16 protein-coding genes are annotated in these 18,892 nt (G+C 43.8%); 4 read left to right on the forward strand and 12 right to left on the reverse strand.

Going from position 1 to position 18,892, the window contains the following annotated elements; genetic code table 11:
* Positions 1-197: 197 nt before the first annotated feature.
* The 10 genes from ftsA to A3K91_RS11340 form a co-directional block, all read right to left on the reverse strand.
* A complete protein-coding gene (gene ftsA / locus A3K91_RS11295; RefSeq protein WP_201509084.1) occupies positions 198-1,490 on the reverse strand; it encodes a cell division protein FtsA in 1,293 nt (430 codons plus the stop codon).
* 171 nt (positions 1,491-1,661) lie between these two features.
* Positions 1,662-2,456, reverse strand: a complete 795-nt coding sequence (locus A3K91_RS11300) for a cell division protein FtsQ/DivIB (RefSeq protein WP_062845353.1) — start codon at positions 2,454-2,456, stop codon at positions 1,662-1,664.
* 500 nt (positions 2,457-2,956) lie between these two features.
* The gene (locus tag A3K91_RS14155; RefSeq protein ID WP_084387343.1) at positions 2,957-3,979 is read right to left on the reverse strand and encodes a D-alanine--D-alanine ligase; all 1,023 of its coding nucleotides are present in this window, start codon (positions 3,977-3,979) and stop codon (positions 2,957-2,959) included.
* Between the two features lie 27 nt (positions 3,980-4,006).
* On the reverse strand, positions 4,007-5,446 hold the full coding sequence (gene murC / locus A3K91_RS14160) for a UDP-N-acetylmuramate--L-alanine ligase (RefSeq protein WP_062845354.1): 1,440 nt from the start codon (positions 5,444-5,446) through the stop codon (positions 4,007-4,009).
* Between the two features lie 99 nt (positions 5,447-5,545).
* Complete coding sequence (gene murG / locus A3K91_RS11315) at positions 5,546-6,631, reverse strand: undecaprenyldiphospho-muramoylpentapeptide beta-N-acetylglucosaminyltransferase (RefSeq protein ID WP_062845355.1); 1,086 nt, start codon at positions 6,629-6,631, stop codon at positions 5,546-5,548.
* A 354-nt stretch (positions 6,632-6,985) separates the two neighbouring features.
* Positions 6,986-7,957: a glutathione synthase gene (gene gshB, locus A3K91_RS11320; RefSeq protein ID WP_062845356.1), complete on the reverse strand. Its 972-nt coding sequence runs from the start codon at positions 7,955-7,957 to the stop codon at positions 6,986-6,988.
* 109 nt (positions 7,958-8,066) lie between these two features.
* The gene (gene pyrE, locus A3K91_RS11325; RefSeq protein WP_062845357.1) at positions 8,067-8,768 is read right to left on the reverse strand and encodes an orotate phosphoribosyltransferase; all 702 of its coding nucleotides are present in this window, start codon (positions 8,766-8,768) and stop codon (positions 8,067-8,069) included.
* A 61-nt stretch (positions 8,769-8,829) separates the two neighbouring features.
* Positions 8,830-9,822 (reverse strand): hypothetical protein, encoded by a 993-nt coding sequence (locus tag A3K91_RS11330; RefSeq protein ID WP_062845358.1) that lies wholly within the window; start codon positions 9,820-9,822, stop codon positions 8,830-8,832.
* A gap of 84 nt (positions 9,823-9,906) precedes the next feature.
* Positions 9,907-10,746 (reverse strand): SDR family oxidoreductase, encoded by an 840-nt coding sequence (locus A3K91_RS11335; RefSeq protein WP_062845359.1) that lies wholly within the window; start codon positions 10,744-10,746, stop codon positions 9,907-9,909.
* A 181-nt stretch (positions 10,747-10,927) separates the two neighbouring features.
* Positions 10,928-13,081, reverse strand: a complete 2,154-nt coding sequence (locus A3K91_RS11340) for an Lnb N-terminal periplasmic domain-containing protein (RefSeq protein WP_062845360.1) — start codon at positions 13,079-13,081, stop codon at positions 10,928-10,930.
* Positions 13,082-13,309: 228 nt separating this feature from the next.
* On the opposite strand from A3K91_RS11340, the gene ampD reads away from it, so the two are divergent.
* The 3 genes from ampD to A3K91_RS11355 all read left to right on the forward strand — a co-directional run bounded on the left by ampD (position 13,310) and on the right by A3K91_RS11355 (position 16,334).
* Entirely contained in the window at positions 13,310-13,900 is a 591-nt protein-coding gene (ampD, locus tag A3K91_RS11345) for a 1,6-anhydro-N-acetylmuramyl-L-alanine amidase AmpD (RefSeq protein ID WP_062845361.1), read from the forward strand.
* 136 nt (positions 13,901-14,036) lie between these two features.
* Positions 14,037-15,587, forward strand: a complete 1,551-nt coding sequence (gene murJ, locus A3K91_RS11350; RefSeq protein ID WP_062845362.1) for a murein biosynthesis integral membrane protein MurJ — start codon at positions 14,037-14,039, stop codon at positions 15,585-15,587.
* A 132-nt stretch (positions 15,588-15,719) separates the two neighbouring features.
* Positions 15,720-16,334, forward strand: coding sequence for a hypothetical protein (locus A3K91_RS11355; protein ID WP_062845363.1), 615 nt, complete (start codon positions 15,720-15,722; stop codon positions 16,332-16,334).
* Here the strand turns inward: A3K91_RS11355 and A3K91_RS11360 are convergent.
* Entirely contained in the window at positions 16,331-17,053 is a 723-nt protein-coding gene (locus A3K91_RS11360; RefSeq protein ID WP_084387344.1) for a GNAT family N-acetyltransferase, read from the reverse strand. The genes A3K91_RS11355 and A3K91_RS11360 overlap by 4 nt on opposite strands.
* A gap of 264 nt (positions 17,054-17,317) precedes the next feature.
* On the opposite strand from A3K91_RS11360, the gene ribF reads away from it, so the two are divergent.
* Positions 17,318-18,352 (forward strand): riboflavin biosynthesis protein RibF, encoded by a 1,035-nt coding sequence (gene ribF / locus A3K91_RS11365; protein WP_062845364.1) that lies wholly within the window; start codon positions 17,318-17,320, stop codon positions 18,350-18,352.
* A gap of 117 nt (positions 18,353-18,469) precedes the next feature.
* Here ribF and A3K91_RS11370 read toward each other — a convergent pair whose 3' ends face one another.
* Positions 18,470-18,709 carry a DUF2789 domain-containing protein gene (locus A3K91_RS11370; protein ID WP_062845365.1) on the reverse strand — a complete coding sequence of 80 codons (240 nt, stop codon included), beginning with the start codon at positions 18,707-18,709 and terminating at the stop codon, positions 18,470-18,472.
* Positions 18,710-18,892 lie beyond the last annotated feature (183 nt).

Below are 18,892 nucleotides of genomic sequence, written 5' to 3' on the forward strand. Positions count from 1 at the left end.
TTGCGCTATCGACACACTATATATATAAATGTATTTAAATAAAACAGGGCTATGGATTAAACCATACAGCTTAGACAAAATATGTCATCACCGATCAAGGCATTACTTTCAATATTACATCATCTTTAGATCAGATTATTTCAATGCATTTTGCAAGGGGTCAATCTTCTAAACATTTAAAAATATATAAAACACGACTACAATATTTTTTTCAGTACGCTCGCAAAACGTTGTCCTGCACTTTGAAAAACCCCTGTCACTCGGTTTTTCTGAATCGCTTCAGGCTCACTTTTTTCACTGCGGCGGAACTGCTCACTCTGACTATAGAGTAGTGTACCAAATGCTGTCTGATAAGCGCGATCATTTACTTGAATATTAAGCTGTTTAAAGGATTCATCGTTATCAAAATGATTGTAAGCACTAATTGCAGGATGAGTATTGGTCAATACCACTGGCATTTTGAGCAGCTTTTTGGCAAAAGGGACCATACCTTTAATCATGCTACCGCCGCCAGATAATACGATACCTTTATCAATATATCCTATCAGGTCGGCGTCATGCAATTGACGAGCCACCTCAGTAAATATCTGGACATAACGTGCTTCAATGATGCGTGCTAAGTTATAGACACCAATATTGATCTCATCGTTTGAGCCTTGCGGCTTAAAAAGAAAGAATGAGCTCGGATCGACGCTATTGACATCAACTGTACCATGGGTCTTTTTAAGCTTTTCTGCTTCAATCATTGAGATACCGAAGTCGGCTGAAATATCCATTGTCACTTCATGACTGCCTGTGGCGATACAATGCGTAAAAATCAGCTTATTTTCTTTGTACACACAAATGCTAGTGGTGCTGGCACCGATATCAACCAAACAAACTCCTTGCAAGCGCTCATCGCTCATCAAGCTGTATTCAGCACTTGTCACTGCATCAAACACGATATGATCGATACCAACATCGCAGCTTTGCAGTAATTTTTGGATATTCTGACGACTAGACACTGGCATCATCATTAAGTGATACATGACAGTGATATTGTGTGCCATCATCTCGATTGCATCATCGACCATAAAGTCTTGATCATCGACGTAAATACCTTGCTGACAGCAATGCATGAGATAATAATCTGATGGTAAATCACGAGATTTGGCATTGGATAATGCTTGTACCATATCCTTGGCACGGACAACTTCATCCTCTACACGGACTTCACCTGCGCTATTTTTACTAGACAATTCAGGCGCAGCAAGTGTCAACCACACGCTATGTACACGGCAGTTAGCAGTGTCTTCTGCTTCTTGTATTGCTTGCTTAATAGCGCCTTGCAGTCGTTCACGATGCTTTATTTGACCTTGATAAAAATCGCTGTTTTTAACCTGCCCTACGCCTAAAATACGAATGTCTTTTGCAGAGACAACATTGCCGATAACGACATAAACTGCCGTGGCACTTAAATGGACAACAACTAGATTTTCAGTATTTTTCATGTTACCAGACAAATTATCGCTAAACAGGAAACCGAATGACGTTCCCATTAAATCATTAAAAAAAGCGCTATCAACACGCTATGATGTTGTTTGTTCAATACTAATTACTATCAAAATTGCTCAAATCAAAATGCGCTTTTTCTTTGCCACATACCTGATTTTTGCTATCTACTACTGTGATTCATCAGTCTGTGGCTGATTCATATTCCAAGCAATGGTAAAGCCATTCTTATAACGCAAATCTACAGACTGTATGTCATCGCGACGATTTTTTAATTGATTGCCAAGCAGCTGACTTAAATTCAGTAGTTTTTGTGCGGTATTTTCATTGTCAACGATGACACGCAATCCATTATCAAATCGAATTAACCATGTCATTCTTGGTGACAAGATAATATCTTCTACTTGAATACCAAGCGGTGCATACCAGTCATTAACTTGTTGCATTTGCTGCATGATAACAGGGGCTTGTGTCAGCTCGCCTTGTAAAGTGGCAAATTGCTCTTGCGTCAGATCTTTATCATCTGCAGGGATAAAAACAACCCCTTTTGCATCGACCAAACGCTCTGTACCAAAATTGGCTACCGCTTGTTTAGGCAATGCAGTAATTACAATACCACGCTGCCAGTCACGAGAAACACTGACTTGATCTACCCAAGCCAAACCTGTCGCAATGTCTCTTAAGGCCTGTAAATCAGAGGTAAAAAAACTACTGACCTTTTGCTGATCCATGACTTGCTGCAATGATTGGTACTCTGCACTTGTCAAACCTTTATTACTAACATAAATAGCAGCAGGAGGTGCATCACGTAATGCTTTCCCACCCATCATCAGTATCAATACAAGTAATCCTAACACTAACACCATAAAGAAGTATTTAAGTGTGGTTGGTACTTGAAACTTAGATTTTGGGCGACGGGTTTTATCACTCATCAAGTCAGTTATTTCGTTGACAGTTTGAGCCATAACGACCTTTGCCTCTGTAATTGCATAAACCAGTTATGCAGGTTATTGATATAAGTATGCAGTCTTTTTTTGCAGCAGCCTATTGATTCAATATGTTATCAAAATCTTTGATAAAAACGGCATAAATGATACCGCCATACTGATTCAAACGTAACATTTTTCTCAATGTATGAATAACTTATGAACAGTATTCATATAAAACATAAATATCACTAAAACAGACCAATAATTACAATATTAACGTATTTTATGGTTAAACAATAGCCTAACACTGCGTAGTGACGGTGAATTTACACAAGTTTACACGACGCTGTGTTATAGCAGCTCTAGCGACACATTCATGCACTATAAATCACTGCATTTAGAAATACCATAAAAGACGCCATCGAGTTCTTTATGGTATCTGCCTCTTTTAAACCGTTCTACCGTGCGTCTTTTTCATTAAAACCTATTTAATGAACCGCCTTTTAGTACAGCAAACGATTTACCTTAAACCTTAACTACAGTGTTTGCGCCAAAATGTGCCAGCACAGAGAGTCAAAATCCATACCACGAGCTTTGGCTGCCATCGGAACCAAGCTGTGACTGGTCATGCCTGGTACAGTATTGATTTCAAGCAACCAAAAGTTGCCTGCTTCATCTTGCATGGCGTCAATACGCCCCCACCCTTTTGCATCAACTGCACGAAAGGCTGCAAGACTCAAAGCTTGTAGATGCTTTTCATCTGCTTCATTCAATCCGCATGGAATATAGTAACTGGTATCGTTACGGTTATACTTGGCATCAAAATCGTAGAAGTTTGTGATATCAGCCGGTTCAAGACGAATGACGGGGTAAGCTTCGTCATCGATAATGACAATCGTGAATTCTCGTCCCGTGATCCAGCGCTCTGCCATCACGGCATCCCCGCACTGTACCGCTGTTGCATAGGCAGCAGGAAGCTCGTCGAGATGATTGACTTTTGTCATACCAATACTAGAGCCTTCATGTACAGGCTTGATGATTAGGGGCAGCCCAAGCGTGTTGACCACTTGCTGCCAATCAGTATCTGCTGTCAACAATGAAAATGGCGCAGTTGATAGGCCGCATCCTTGCCATAGCTGTTTGGTACGTACTTTATCCATACCTAATGCAGAGGCTAAAATACCTGAACCTGTTTGTGGAATATCAAACCATTGCAACACGCCTTGTAGCAAACCATCTTCACCACCACGACCATGCAATACATTGAATACGCGATCATACGCACGTAATTCAGTGATATCTTGATCCTTAGGATCAAAATGAGTCGCGTCAATTCCTTGATTTTGTAGCGACTGCAATACTGCCGCACCACTATCTAAAGACACACTACGTTCATTACTACTACCGCCATAGACCACGGCCACTTTACCAAACTGGCTCGTATTCTTGTTATTATGGTTGGCAGTGTTTAGAGCGGCATCCTGTGTGATATGCGTGTCTGTATTACTATTAGATTGATTATCATGGTTTACGTTTTTTTGCGCGTTATTCGTTGTCATGGGGATAGTTCCTAAAAGTCTTTTAGCTTATTGAATATAGAGATTGTTGGCAGCCAAATCGATGGCTATCTGCCCTATGTTACCAGCACCTTGGGTAATAAGCATGTCATTGGATTTTAATAAACGCTGCATCACAGGCGCCAAATTATCTTTATCTATAATCGTTGGCTCCACTTCCCCGCGTAATCGAATACTACGTGCCAATGACTTGGTATCAGCCCCTGTAATTGGACTTTCACCAGCCGCATATACTTCTAATAATAGTAGCTCATCAACGCTTGACAATACCTCGACAAAATCATCATAACAGTCACGTGTACGGCTGTAACGATGCGGTTGAAACAACATGACCAATCGGCGGTCAGGGAAACTTTGACGTGCCGCCTTGATGGTCGCATCCACCTCTTTTGGATGATGACCATAATCGTCAATCAATAAGACATTGCCATCATCTATGTCCACACAGGCATGTTGCTCAAAGCGGCGTCCAACTCCTTGGAATTTTTGCAGAGCGCGTTTGATAGCCTCATCATCTACGCCTTCGTCAGTCGCCATGGTAATCGCAGCAAGCGCATTGTAAACGTTGTGCGTACCAGGAATGTTGAGCGTCAAACGTAAAGGATCACGATCACGGCGCAATACGGTAAAGTGTGTCTTGGTTCCCTCAGTTACCAAGTCGACTGCCTGTACATCATTAAATGGTTCTAGACCAAAGGTAAGTACAGGGCGACCAATATCATCAATCATGGCATATAAATCAGGATCATCACCACAGACCACCGCCAAACCATAAAATGGCATATTGTGTAAAAACTGAATATAAGCCGCTTTTAATTTGTCAAAGCTGTTGCCATAGGTTTCCATATGATCTTGGTCGATGTTGGTCACAATCGCTGCCATCGGACGCAATGATAAGAAAGATGCATCGGATTCGTCGGCTTCTGCCACCAAAAAACGGCTACTACCAAGCGCAGCATTTTTGCCAGAAGCATTCAATTTACCGCCAATCACATACGTCGGATCAAGCTGTCCTTCTGCCATCATCGTAGTCAGCAAACTGGTTGTGGTAGTTTTACCATGCGCACCGGCAACCGCAATACCATGGCGATAGCGCATCAACTCACCAAGCATATCTGCACGGCGTACGACTGGCAGACGCGCTTCAAGTGCTGCTTTTACTTCAGGATTGCTACGATCGATTGCTGAAGACACAACGATGACATCGGCATTGGCAATGTTTTTAGAATCGTGACCGATGGATATCTTGATACCGATTTGCGCGAGACGTCTGGTCACTAAGCTATCACTGATATCAGAACCGCTCACTTGATAACCCTGATTATTCATTACCTCAGCAATCCCGCACATACCCGAACCGCCAATACCAATAAAATGCAAATGCTGAATGCGGCGCATCTCTGGTATTTCAATCAAACGCTTGGGTAGAGCTTTTGCTGGGGTAGACATAAGGGTTCTCTTTATTGAAGACAAATAAGTTAAAGTCGAATAAAATTTAGTAAATCAAAATAATGGGTTATGACCCCCATGAATAGCAAAACATCCGAGCTATAGGGTTTGCCAAATAATATCAGCAACATGCTTACTAGCATGACGATTGGCAAGGGCATGACCTTTTTTCGCCATCTCCAAACAGGTATGACGATTCAGTTGACTCAGCTCGTCGCTCAAACGCTGCGGCGTTAGCTCAGATTGCGGTAATAAAATCGCGGCATCATGCATGGTTAATGTGCGCGCATTCGCCGTTTGATGATCATCAACGGCGTGCGGCAGGGGCACAAAGATAGCAGCCATACCGACGTTTTGAATTTCAGTAACGGTCAATGCCCCTGCTCTGCAAACAATCATATCTGCCCAATTATAAGCAGCGGCCATGTCATTGATAAAGGGCTGGACCACGCATTTATGCTGACTCAAATCCTGCGCATCATAAGCCGCTTGTGTTGCGGCCTCATTATTACGTCCACATTGATGGCGAACTTCAAAAGGACGCTCCATCAATGCTAGCGCCTTTGGTACAGTATCATTCAATGCTTGAGCACCAAGCGAGCCACCAACGACCAGCAGTTTCAGGGGCGACGTATCATTCACATCATAACGAACGCTAGGCTCATCGACACCCGTGATAGTATTACGCACAGGATTGCCTACTGTTTCAACTTTTGAATCCAGCTCACTATGAGCAAAGGTATGCTCAAACGCTTGCAATACTTTGGTGGCGATTTTTGATAAGTAACGATTGCTCATGCCAGCAATGGCATTTTGTTCATGGATAATCAATGGCGTCTTTGTGAGGCGCGCCGCGATACCACCAGGCGCTGTCACGTAACCGCCAAAGCCAACCACCACATCAATCTGATTGCTACGGATGATTCTGACCGTCGCCATCGTGGCTGATAACAACGCCATTGGCAGTTTCAACAAGCGCCCAACACCTTTGCCGCGCAGCCCTTGCATATCGATGGCATGAAAGCGATAACCTGTCGGTTCGACCAGACCGTTTTCCATCCCATGCGGCGTTCCGAGCCAATGAATGACAGCACCGCGTTTGACAAGCTCTTCACTCACGGCCAACGCTGGAAACACGTGTCCGCCTGTGCCAGCAGCCATCATTAATATATGCGGTGTCTTCATGAACGCCTGCCTATCTTTTCTGTATTAATATGAATAACTTATTATCCCCTACTCTTCTGACATCTCGACGAATAAGGGCCCTACAAAAACTCGCATAGTATAGAGTAAATCATCGGCTGATATACAGCACTTTATGCATGGTTGACAACAAAAATCCAAGCCGTGAACAATCGCGACTTGGCTTTGATTAATCAGTCTTAACAATCCCCAAGACGCTCAGAAATCCTGCCCCGACAATGTTTGAAATAAGAGGTCGTTTGAAATAAAGCGTCATAACCAAATATCTTAGCACAATCATTTTTAGCCATTGTGCACGTACCTTAGCGATAAATTACTCTATCGTTGCTATTTGGCTTAAATTGCCATTTTATTTTCGATTGCCACAATGAAGTCTGTTGCAATGTCAGTACCGCACTGATCGTCAATCTCGCGCACACAAGTCGGACTGGTGACATTGATTTCAGTAATTCGGCCACCGATTAAGTCCAAACCGACGAACATCAGACCTTTTTCTTTTACAATTGGGGCTACCACTTCTGCCACTTGGCGCTCGATATCAGTCAAAGGCATGGCAACACCGCTACCACCAGCAGCGAGATTACCACGCGTCTCGCCTTTGGTTGGAATACGAGCCAAGCTATAATCTATCACGACACCATCGACGATTAATACACGCTTATCGCCTTCTTTAATTTCTGGCAAATAACGCTGCGCCATGATTGGTAGAGTTTCAAGCTCCGTTAGCATCTCAAGCGTCACGCCAATATTGGGGCTATCAGCGGTCAAGCGGAAGATACCCGTACCGCCCATACCATCCAATGGCTTGACGATGACATCTTGTTGCTCGGTGATAAACTGACGAATATGCGCCTGCTTGCTGGTCACAATCGTTGGGCTCATATAATCGCTAAACCACGTGGCAAACAATTTCTCATTACAGTCTCGAATCGCTTGTGGGTCATTGACCACTAGCACACCTGCCGCTTTGGCATGATCAAGCATATACGTGGCATAAATGAAGCGCATGTCAAACGGTGGATCTTTACGCATCAAAATCACGTCATAGTCGCTAACCAAACCCGTTGACTTATCACCCAGTGTATAAAAGTCTTGCGGGTCGCGTTTGACGGTGACAGGCTGCGTATCCACCATCAGCTCGCCACGATTCAACCACAAATCATGAATCTGACAGTAGCCCAGACTGTGACCACGATCTTGAGCGGCCCACATCATCGCTAAGCTGGTGTCTTTTTTATAATTAACCCGCTCGATTGGATCCATGATAATAAGTATTTTTAAGGATTTTTTTTGATTTTCTTGACTCATGGTAAGGCTCACTTACGTTGTATGATAAATAGACAAATATAGGCGACTCAGTTAACACGCTCATTCTGCCAGCTTCTAGCCGTCGCCTATAAAAACGTTCTACAACAAACTATACGCCGTACTGCTCACGATAATGCTGCATTTTTGCAAGTTGTGTCGCATCTTTATGCTGACTATGTTCGTCTGCCAAATAACTGATTAAGTCATCGATATCGACCAAAGCACGCACAGGCACTTGTAATGTCGTGGCAAGCTCTTGAATCGCCGAATGCTCAGCTTGGCCTTTTTCTTTACGATCAAGCGCCACGATAATACCAGCAACACTTGCGCCTGCTTGCTCTAAAATCTCGACCACTTCGCGCATGGCTGTACCTGCGGTAATCACGTCATCAAGTACCCAGACGGCTTTGCCACTGACATCAGCACCAACCAAATTACCCCCTTCACCATGGGTTTTGGCTTCTTTGCGGTTATAACCCCACTTGGCATTGATACCATGATGCAGCCATAGTGCTTGTGCAGTTGCTGCCACAAAGGGAATACCTTTGTACGCTGCACCAAAAATAACCAGCTCTTGCTGATTAGTACCCTCATTCGTAGTTATTTGCTCAGCTAAGGCATCTGCATAACCGCGTGCTAATAACGACAACATCTCACCTGTGGCAAGCAGACCGGCATTAAAAAAATAAGGACTGATGCGGCCAGATTTGAGTACAAATTCACCAAATTTTAAAACTTGATTGTCTAAAGCCAGCTGAATAAAAGCATGAGAAGAAAAGTCTGGGTTTAGAGAATGTTGAGTGTTTGGCATTATGGCATTCCTATTAGCAAAAAGAAGGGCAAAAAATTTGCGTTATTGTACGCATTACTCATCAGCTTGACCAACCATTGATGTCATAATCTTGCATATTGGGATAACGAGTCAACAAGCCATTGCGCGATGACACATTGAAATAGCATTGGCCATCCGCACTGACTTGTATATCCCAGCCCAAATGATAGGCAGCAACGATAACATGTCCTACAAAAATTCGTATTTGGCGGTACGCATGACGCTGCGCAGGTTCAAGAGTGATTTGGCTAAGGACATAACTGCGTATGTGTTGACACAGTTGTGCTGCACTATAACGGTCATTGATACTTTTACGCGTATCACATTGCTTTAAAGCATGAACGGCAGCGCTACAAGCCATAATATCAGTCGCCAAACTGCCTTCACCCGTCTCAAACACTTGTGGCTGTAAAACGACTTGCCAATCATCCGCGTAAAGACTATTGAGCAGCTCATCTGGATTATAGCGTTTGGTCAGCACCCGTAAAGAGGTAGATGTAACGCCAGTATGCTTATCTGTAATTTCAGCCACCTCAGTTGGTAAATCATTCAAGGTAAAACCGTAGCGATGCAGTTTTGGATACGCCCGAATCGCTTGCTGTATGTCCGACATATCCAACAAGGTCATGTCATGTAGGGGCGATAATAGTGGCTGCTCACTGTGATTTTGATAAAAACTGGCTGGTAAGTCGATCAATTGAGCCGCTTTTAACAGCGATAAATGCTCAGACAACGCCTCTGACGCAATCAATCCCCACTTTGATAGGCTATCTTTACTAGGCTGATAAAATCGTACCGAGTGCCCATAAAGCCTGCGCAACTGCTCATTGAGTCGTCTTGACGGTTCAGGGATATCTGTTAACGGTCTGGCAGGATCGACGGGTGACTGAGCGGGATCAAAATTAGGGTGCACAATCGCAGGTGAGCTGTTATCGGATAAAACACAAGACCGCTCATCTTCTGCGCGCTTACTGCCTTCTGCAAAAAAGTCAGCATGAGGCATGCGATTGTCAGAAGTAGAAGGCTGAGTCATGAAATCTCTCTAAAAAATAAAATTTAAAACAAGGCAAGCCGAACGCTGATACTAGGCCAAATTTAGGCTTACTCTAGACCTAGTTTAAGCTTGATGGTGCAAAATATCACGGTAGCCTACTTGCCAATCAGGATAGTCCAGCCAAGCTAATGGAATGTTGCTGTGTAAGCGTTTTCCTGTCACAGCTGTTTTTGTCTGATCGATAGTAGGCGGTATTTCATCCACCTGTTTGCTGAGCCAAGTGGTCAACTCAAAAGTCGTGACTGGCAGATAGTCAGTGGCTAGATAGATAGGTCTTGGTGCATCGCACATTAATACATTGGCAATAATATTAACCAAATCACGATCCATAATACGATTGCTCCAATGCTCTGCTGCCACTGGCTCTTTTTGTGACTCCTTGGCTTTACGCAAACGCATGAGGCGCGCGCGCCCATAAATGCCGCTGGGACGAATGATAATCGCCTTATCCCCAAAACCTTGTTGCAATACTTGTTCTGCTTGTAGGATAACTTTTGACGCGTCACGCTTAGGTGTCAGAGGCACCGTATGTTCATCAATCCATTCACCATTATCTTGACCATAGACGCCCGTTGACGAGATAAAAACAATGCGCTCAAGCTCAGTGAGTTTCTCACTAAGTTGTGCTAAGTGCTGATTGATGGCCAAATAGCTCCTGTGATAGCTACTGGTAGAGTATTCATCAGGCGTCACAATAACGGCAATATGAGTAAAGCCCTGCAATTGCTCAGCAGTAATCGTTGATGCATCGGCTTGCATAAACATCGCTTTATCGCTCAAATCATAACGATGACGCTCACCACGTGCCAATCCAGTGACGCTTTTATTGTTTTGCGCCAGTTTATTGGTCACTGGTAAGCCAATATCACCTTGGCCAATAATCAGAAATTTTTGAGTGCTCATCCTGCATCCTTACCTTTGCCAAATATTTATAGTCAAATCAACATAGAAGAGTATCAGCGAGACTGGGATAAATTTTTTGCAGCCCCTGTCTGCGCAGGCACAGTAAGCAAGGTTTGTACCAGTCTCGCGTCATAATATCGTGTATCAACTTCATTTATTATCGACTATAAAAGCCAAACGTCTAAAAGTATCGTCTATACGAGAGTTGTACATCGTCATGATCAGCGACGCGATCTTGCCAGTCATAGCTGGCGTTCAGACGTAGTGCTTGTTTTTTATCGATATCGTACTGCAACCCTAACGTCGATACCGGCTGCCAGTAATGCCCTCGAACGTCGGATTCGTTACTGTTGCCATGATACCAATATGGCAGTTGCAATTCAGCCTGCGCACGTAACTGATTGTTAATCTGGTAGCGGCATCCAGCATTGACACCTGTGCCGACGCGAAAGCCTTTATTGAGACCTCGCCCTGTTTGTGCGGTTCCTGACAAAAAGGTATAGCATAGCTGTGGCGGCATCTCACCTGTATTTGCCTTTGGTGTGCCAAACGCCCAAGACCACCCTGACTCATAACCCACACTGCCCACCAAATGATCTGTTCCATTTTCTTGTGAGCCATCGTTGACACGTGTCGCCTCTATTGTTGCGCCCCATGTCTTGCCTTTTTTGGCAGAATTGATTGGATTAAAAGAGCGGCCGCGAATCAAGGTTACATTTTGCAAGACCACGCTTTTTGGCTGAGAGTCACGATGACTTGAGGAGTGGTCGTCTTTATCATATAAGCGCAAGGTGGCAGCAGCACCTCCTAAGTCAAAAAACTGCGGAAATCCTGATGGACGATCGAGGGTATCATGGTAGCCTGCCCGCACACCAATATCGATATAGTTATTATCGCCGCGTTGACCCATACCCACATAACCAAGTTGCAACGGGTGTCTGTCTATTGGGTTGTTATCCGATACCGCAATGGAACGCGGTAGCAATGTCTGCTTATTATCTGACATACTTGACACTGGGTTGAGCTGCGCCGATTTAATCTCATTGATCATTTGTTTTGCACTATTGTGATAGCCCAGTTGGTCACGCTGCTCCTTCACCTTATTGAGCTGGGCTTGACGTAACGTGCTATCGGCAGGGGTATAATTGGTGCTACCGAGTAGACTTTCCTTATTTAATAATTGCACCACATCTGATGGAACGACCACATAAGGCAGTTGACTCAATAAATGTTGCTGGGGTCGTACCACATCGATGAGACGTAGAATCTCAGACGCACAATTATCGGTAGCGAAGTAATACGGCAACTCTAAATCTTTGGTTTCCCAAACATGCCTTATGATTTGCTGCACCTCGCTTGGTGTCAGATTCAATTGATAAGTCCAAGCATCACGCTCATCATCTTGTATATATTTGGCAAATCTTTCAGGATAGGGGTCTATTTCGATGATACTGTCATAGCCACCTATCATAGATTTGACTGCATACACTGGAAAACTGTCTGCTGGATTGCCACCCACTGTATAATTGAGCGCATAAGCATGATGGATTTGACTTGGATCAGCCACACTTGCTTTTGAGTCAATACGCAATAACGTATGAGCAAAAGCCGAGGTGGGATTGTCCAAATACTCCTGCGCAAACATAATCGACAGCTGTTCGGGAGCAAGCTTCTGTGTCCATTCGTCCAGCTCTGGACATTCAGCTGGTAGGCTCGCATCATCAATGGTTAATACATTTTTTAACCAAGCGACTCGTGCTGGAAAACGACATGAAATGGAGCGGTTGGCTTGGGTGTTAACTCGCTTGTCATTAGTAGTAGAAGACTGTGTCAATTCTTGTGCAAGCACAACCAGCATGGCATCCAATTCTGCGCCTGAATCCTGTTGACCACGCTCACTTAAAAAGAAGCTTGGGTCATCAATCAAGCTCTCTGTTTTCTTCTTAGCAAGAGCGCGATTTTGACCATCATAAAAATACAATAAACGTCGCCATGTTGTATGCTGTGCCAGATTTTCTGTTTTCACCTGTGTGCGCCAGTCAGTTAGCAATGATTCCGCTGCACTATTGGGTGGCTGTTGAGCGTCTGTTTGAACATTACTAGACAACGGGACAACAGCCTTAGCAGTGACTACATTCTTTTGTGGCGCGGTTACTGACTCTGGGGTAGAGTTGTCCGCCAGCTCTCCTGTAGTCACTACTGATAACGGTGTCGGTAAAAAAGCTTGTGATTGGGCAGAAAGCAAAATCCCTGCGATAGCAACTGGCAAACGTGCTCGCTGACCAATTTTGGTTAAGGTACAATTTACCGACGAAGAGATAGGTTTTATAGACATGGGGTAAAACCTCGCACGTTATGATTCACACGCTGCTTGCGCAATTAGGAGTTTGGGTAATCGTATTTGCTAAATGGCTGGATTGAATAAATCATTAATATAACTATTTTGAAAACCGCTTAAACCTTGACCATTTTAACCGATAGATCATGCTGATTTTTTTATACAAATCCATCAAATAAAAGCATCAACACGGTACTTGTTTACTACTTATTAAAAGAGAACGTTATGTCCTTAGCATCACCAATGACGATTAGCGCTGGTCGATTATCAGCAGCCACTTGGCTTGCCTCACCGAACCAGAATAACAGACCGACAGAAACGAGCATTGACACCATTGTTATCCATAATATCAGCTTACCACCTAATGAGTTTGGCGCATGCGATGCCAATGGCATGCACTATGTTAAAGCGTTATTTACCAATCAATTGGACTGGAATGCTCATCCTTATTTTCAAACCATTCGAGGCGCAGAAGTATCGGCTCATCTATTTATTGAGCGTGATGGGGCAATCACTCAGTTTGTAAGCTTTGAAGAACGCGCGTGGCATGCAGGTAGATCAAGCTATCTTGGTCGACCTGACTGTAATAATTATAGCATCGGTATTGAACTTGAAGGGTCAGATTTTGTGTCCTTTACCAATACACAATACGAGACGCTTGCCCAGATTATTTTGGCTATATATCAGGCCTACCCTAAAACACGGCGACACCTAACCGGTCATAGCGATATTGCACCAGGACGCAAAACAGATCCTGGTGACTATTTTGAATGGCCAAGGTTGCGTGATTTGATAGCCAAAAGCCTGAATCAATAAACCCCAAAATGAGCGCTAATCATTTCCACATCCAATCCATTTATCTCCATGATGAAAGTGCTATAATTCGTCAGTTTTTCGGTCGCAGTCACGCAGCAAACAACCATTGACAAACAAATTAGCAAAATAGGTTCTCATGGCAAAAAGTCGGTTATTTCGTTCAACCATGGTGGTCAGCAGTATGACCATGCTGTCTCGTATTTTAGGCCTGGTACGCGATGTCGTATTGCTAGGTGTCTTTGGCGCGGGTGGTCTGATGGATGCCTTTTTGGTTGCCTTCAAGATACCCAATTTTTTGCGACGTCTGTTTGCAGAAGGCGCCTTTAGCCAAGCTTTCGTCCCTGTCTTGTCAGAATATAAAGAAAAATACAACTTACAGCAGGTACAGATTTTAGTCAGTCGGACGTCAGGTGCGCTGCTACTGATTCTCTCTATGCTGACCGTGGTGGTCATTCTGATCGCGCCTTGGGTGGTGACTTTGTTTGCCCCAGGCTTTGCCGACCAACCTGATAAATTCGCCATTACCGCTGAATTGCTACGCTTGACCTTTCCTTACTTACTATTTATTTCTATGACCGCGTTTGCAAGTGGTATCTTGCAAAGCTATGGACGGTTTGCCGCTCCAGCGTTTGCGCCTGTGCTATTGAACTTATGTATGATTGGTGGCGCGCTAATTTTCGCCCCCATGTTTGATACTCCCATTATGGCGCTTGGCTATGCCGTTGCCATCGCAGGTTTGCTCCAGCTATTAATCCAACTACCACAGTTATGGCAACAAAAGCTACTGGTTGCGCCAAAGGTTGATTTTCAGCATGAAGGCGTTCGCCGTATTCTAAAGCTCATGCTGCCTGCTATCTTTGGTGTCTCTGTCACTCAAATCAATTTAATGCTAAATACAATTTTTGCGTCATTGATGATTGGCGGTTCGGTTTCTTGGCTCTATGCGGCCGAGCGTATGAGTGAGTTACCATTAGGTCTGATTGGTGTGGCAATTGGTACCGTTATTTTGCCAAGTTTGTCCAAAAGTGAGGCTCAAAAAGACGATGTCAGCTTTAAGAAAACCATTGATTGGGCAGCGCGTTTAATCATATTGGTGGGCGTGCCTGCTTCGGCGGCGCTATTTATCCTGTCAGATGTGCTGATGCAAGCACTATTCTTACGGGGTGAATTTACTTTACGTGATGCACAAATGAGTTCATTGGCATTACGCAGTATGGCAGGTGGCATCCTAGGGTTTATGCTGATAAAAATCTTTGCGCCCGCTTTTTTTGCGCGTCAAGATACCAGAACGCCTGTCAAAATCGGCATTATATCTGTCTTCGCCAACATGATTTTTAGTGTCATCTTTATCGGTATATTTTACTTCTTAGAGATACCTTTACATGGCGGTTTGGCATTGGCAACCACAGGGGCATCATTTGTCAATGCAGGCTTGCTGTATTACTTCTTGCATAAGCGCGAAATCTTTCGCTTCGGTCCTCATTGGAAAAAACTGTTTACCCAGTTTGCCATCTCAACGAGTGCCATGGTCGCTGTACTTTATGTCATGCTACCCTTCTTCCCAACTGACGATGCCCAATGGCGACGTATAGCGGCACTACTTATAATGTGTGCGGTGGGCGCACTGGTGTACGGAGTAGTTCTGTTGTCGACCGGTTTCCGTCCGCGCCATCTCAAACACGGATAACAGCAAGTAAGCTGATTAAGAGATTGATTGGCTTACGAAACCAAAACAAGCTTCGTATGATAATTGACACCTTATCAGGCAAATAATTGTCATAATCGAGTATTGATGCATAACTGACATTTGAGGTTCGATATGACAATGAAACTGTTTAACTTACAGCGACTACCAATGCTATGTGCGACTGGCATTCTGAGCACTGGACTACTTTTAAGTGGTTGTAGCAATAACGATAACGCAGAGACAGACAGCGCAAACGCAGTCAGTACTACCGAGGATGCCTCATCTGCTAGTACCTCAGAAGCAAGCTCTACCCAAACGGATGGGGTCGATACTGATACGACAGCCAATGGGACAGTCGCAGATGATGCGACTAAGCAAACTATGACTGATGACACCCAGCCGTTGACCGCTACCAATAAGCAGAAAAGCTTGGTCACCAATCCGACTCAAGCGGGTACGCCAGAGGATACAGTCAAGCAAGCACTAGACAGCCTGTATCAAGGTGACATAAAAAAATCTGCAGGATATTACAAAGTAGATATGGCAAACTTTGAGAAAGAGCTTGCTAAGACCCAATCGGCTTTTGAGCAAACGGTCGAGGGCGTCACCATCACTGATGCCACTTATAATGAAGATAAGACTCGTGCCACCATTGTAGGCGAGTTGATGTTAAGGGGGCAGAGTGAGCCTGCCCCCTTAACTTATGAGTTACAAAAAATTGATGGTCAGTGGAAGATTTTGGGCTAAATGGTTTCGCCGTTTGTATCTGACATTGCCTTAGCTACTGTTACCGTATCTAAAATTGTAGTAGCTGAAGTCGTATCGTCTGGCATTGCCGTATCTAGCATTATAGTGTTTGCGGTTTCAGTACTTGACGTTACGGTCTTGCCAAGCATAACCACATCAGCGATGAAGCCTTGCATGTCGCAAACCTTTGGCATGTATCCCCATTGCTCAAAACCAAGCTTTCGAAACAGTCCTAAGCTTGGTTGATTATGAGCAAATATCAAGGCAACAACATTGTGAATACCAAGGCTTGGCGCTTGTGTGAGCATCCAACTTGTCAACGCACTACCTAGCCCTTGACCATGATTTGCTTTATTTAAGTAAATACTGATTTCGGTGCTGATATGATAAGCCGTACGGGCATAAAGATCGCTAAAACTTCCCCAGGCAACGATAGGCGATAGTGTTGTAGAGCTTGTATCATCACTGCCTTTCGTCTCAGCTCTAACGATATAAATAGGACGCGTTGCACTATTTAAATGCTCTTCAAACCACTCCATACGTTCTTCACACGTCACTGGAGCAAGATTGGCGGTGGCCTGTTTGCCAGCAATACTTTGGTTATAGATAGCTAAGATTTCTGGTAAATCGTCTTTACTTGCGCGTTGGACGATAAAGGGGTCATCAGGCTTATTTATCGATAATTTAGAAGGTTTAACGTTCAAAGCAATATTGGACATAACATCTCCATAATGAATGGCATTATTTATCGTTACTTACTAAATACGGCTAATTTATCCTCATAGTCATCACAAGAGCGGCTCATTATTTTGAGACAATGGGATTGATCCCCTTATACTTATCTGGTGAATAGACTATAGGATGTTAGTATGGTCATTTTACTTTATAATGGCTGGCTTTAGACACATCAATACTTAGTCTGATTGTATTACTTGGTCTGATTGTGTTTTTTATCCGGTCTTATCTATCATAGCTGAAAATTTATGAACACCTATTTTCTTGAGCAACTGATTGCGTCGCCAAGTGTTTTACCTGCAAATACTAGCCCAGTAGACCTTGCGCCCTGCGTACTTACTATCGGCAATTTCGATGGTGTTCATCTTGGTCACCAAGCGATGCTAACTCAAGTTCGTGACATTGCCGATGCGCAAAATCTTGGCGCAGCAGTCATGATATTTGAGCCACAACCGCGCGAATTTTTTGCCCCGCATACAGCACCTGCCCGCCTTACTAGCCTTGCAGAAAAGCAATCATTACTAGCAGAGTATGGGGTGGAAACCTTAATCGTAGCTGGCTTTGATACTGACTTTCGCTCGCTATCAGCGCAGGCGTTTGCCGATATTTTAGCACTGCGTTTAAACGTTAAAGCGCTGGTATTGGGCGATGACTTTCGCTTCGGTCATGATCGAACCGGCGACAGTCAGTTTTTGCGCGACTATGGCTTGCATGTGACTAATTTGCATACGATTACGGATGTCGATGGCAAAGCGGCGCGTATTAGCTCCACCCGTATTCGTGATTTGTTATTAGCAGGTGACTTAAAAGCAGCCAACGCTTTATTGGGACGCGAGTATAGTATTACAGGAATGGTCGTTGGTGGCGATAAAATAGGTCGTACCATGAACTTTCCCACTGCCAATATTGAGCTTAACCGTCTAAAGCCTGCCTTGCATGGTATTTTTGCTGTCGATGTTGTCAGCCTTGATGACAAGGGACAAGTGATTCCTGATGGCTTAATCACAGCAGCGCATGTTGGTAAAACAGGCGTTGCCGGATTACGCCCAAACAGCTTATTTGGTACTGCCAATATTGGTACCAGACCTTCTGTCGATAAAGCCCTCAACTGGCGTCTTGAAGTACACTTCCCAGAGCTACAAGCAGATTTATATGGCTTGACCTTGCAGGTACGCTTCCTGCATTATTTACATGGCGAGCGCCACTATGATGGCCTCGATGCGCTCAAAGCAGGTATCCAGCAAGATGTGGTAGATTTGCTTGAGTGGCGCTCACAGCAATAACGCTGTTTAAATAACTCTTGAACCGACTTATAAATAAGCATCTATCTTACATCCATAAAAAAACCCACCGCTAAAATAGCGTGTGGGTTTTTTAATAACTGATTGATCGATTGGTTTTTAGGCGTCTGGATGTAGACGTACATTCAACTCATCGATGGTCTCTACCCATGCTGCATCTTTATTCCACTCTTCCTTTAAAAAAGCGCGTTGATTGTCATTCCAAATGGTGGACTCTATCAACTCTTCTTCTTTTACTAATTGGTTTTTTTCAATAAAGCTATCAATAGCGTCGTCAGAGCTTTCTAATCCTAATTGTGCAAATAAATCGTTCATACTATATTCAGGTTCACCCAACATATTTTTCTCCTTAGATGGCACAGGGTTAACAGTGCTTATTATTAAAATTACCTCATTGATTGTAGCAAGCTTTGTCTTAAAAGCTGTTAACCAACGTTCATTTAAGGTTATCAATTGTGTTCAACTAAAAAAATCTTCATATGAAAAAACAATCAATTACTGCGTATCGAACAGACGTAAAAA

Origin of the sequence: Psychrobacter alimentarius (genome assembly GCF_001606025.1) — a bacterium.
In the GTDB taxonomy this organism is placed as follows: Bacteria; Pseudomonadota; Gammaproteobacteria; order Pseudomonadales; family Moraxellaceae; genus Psychrobacter; species Psychrobacter alimentarius.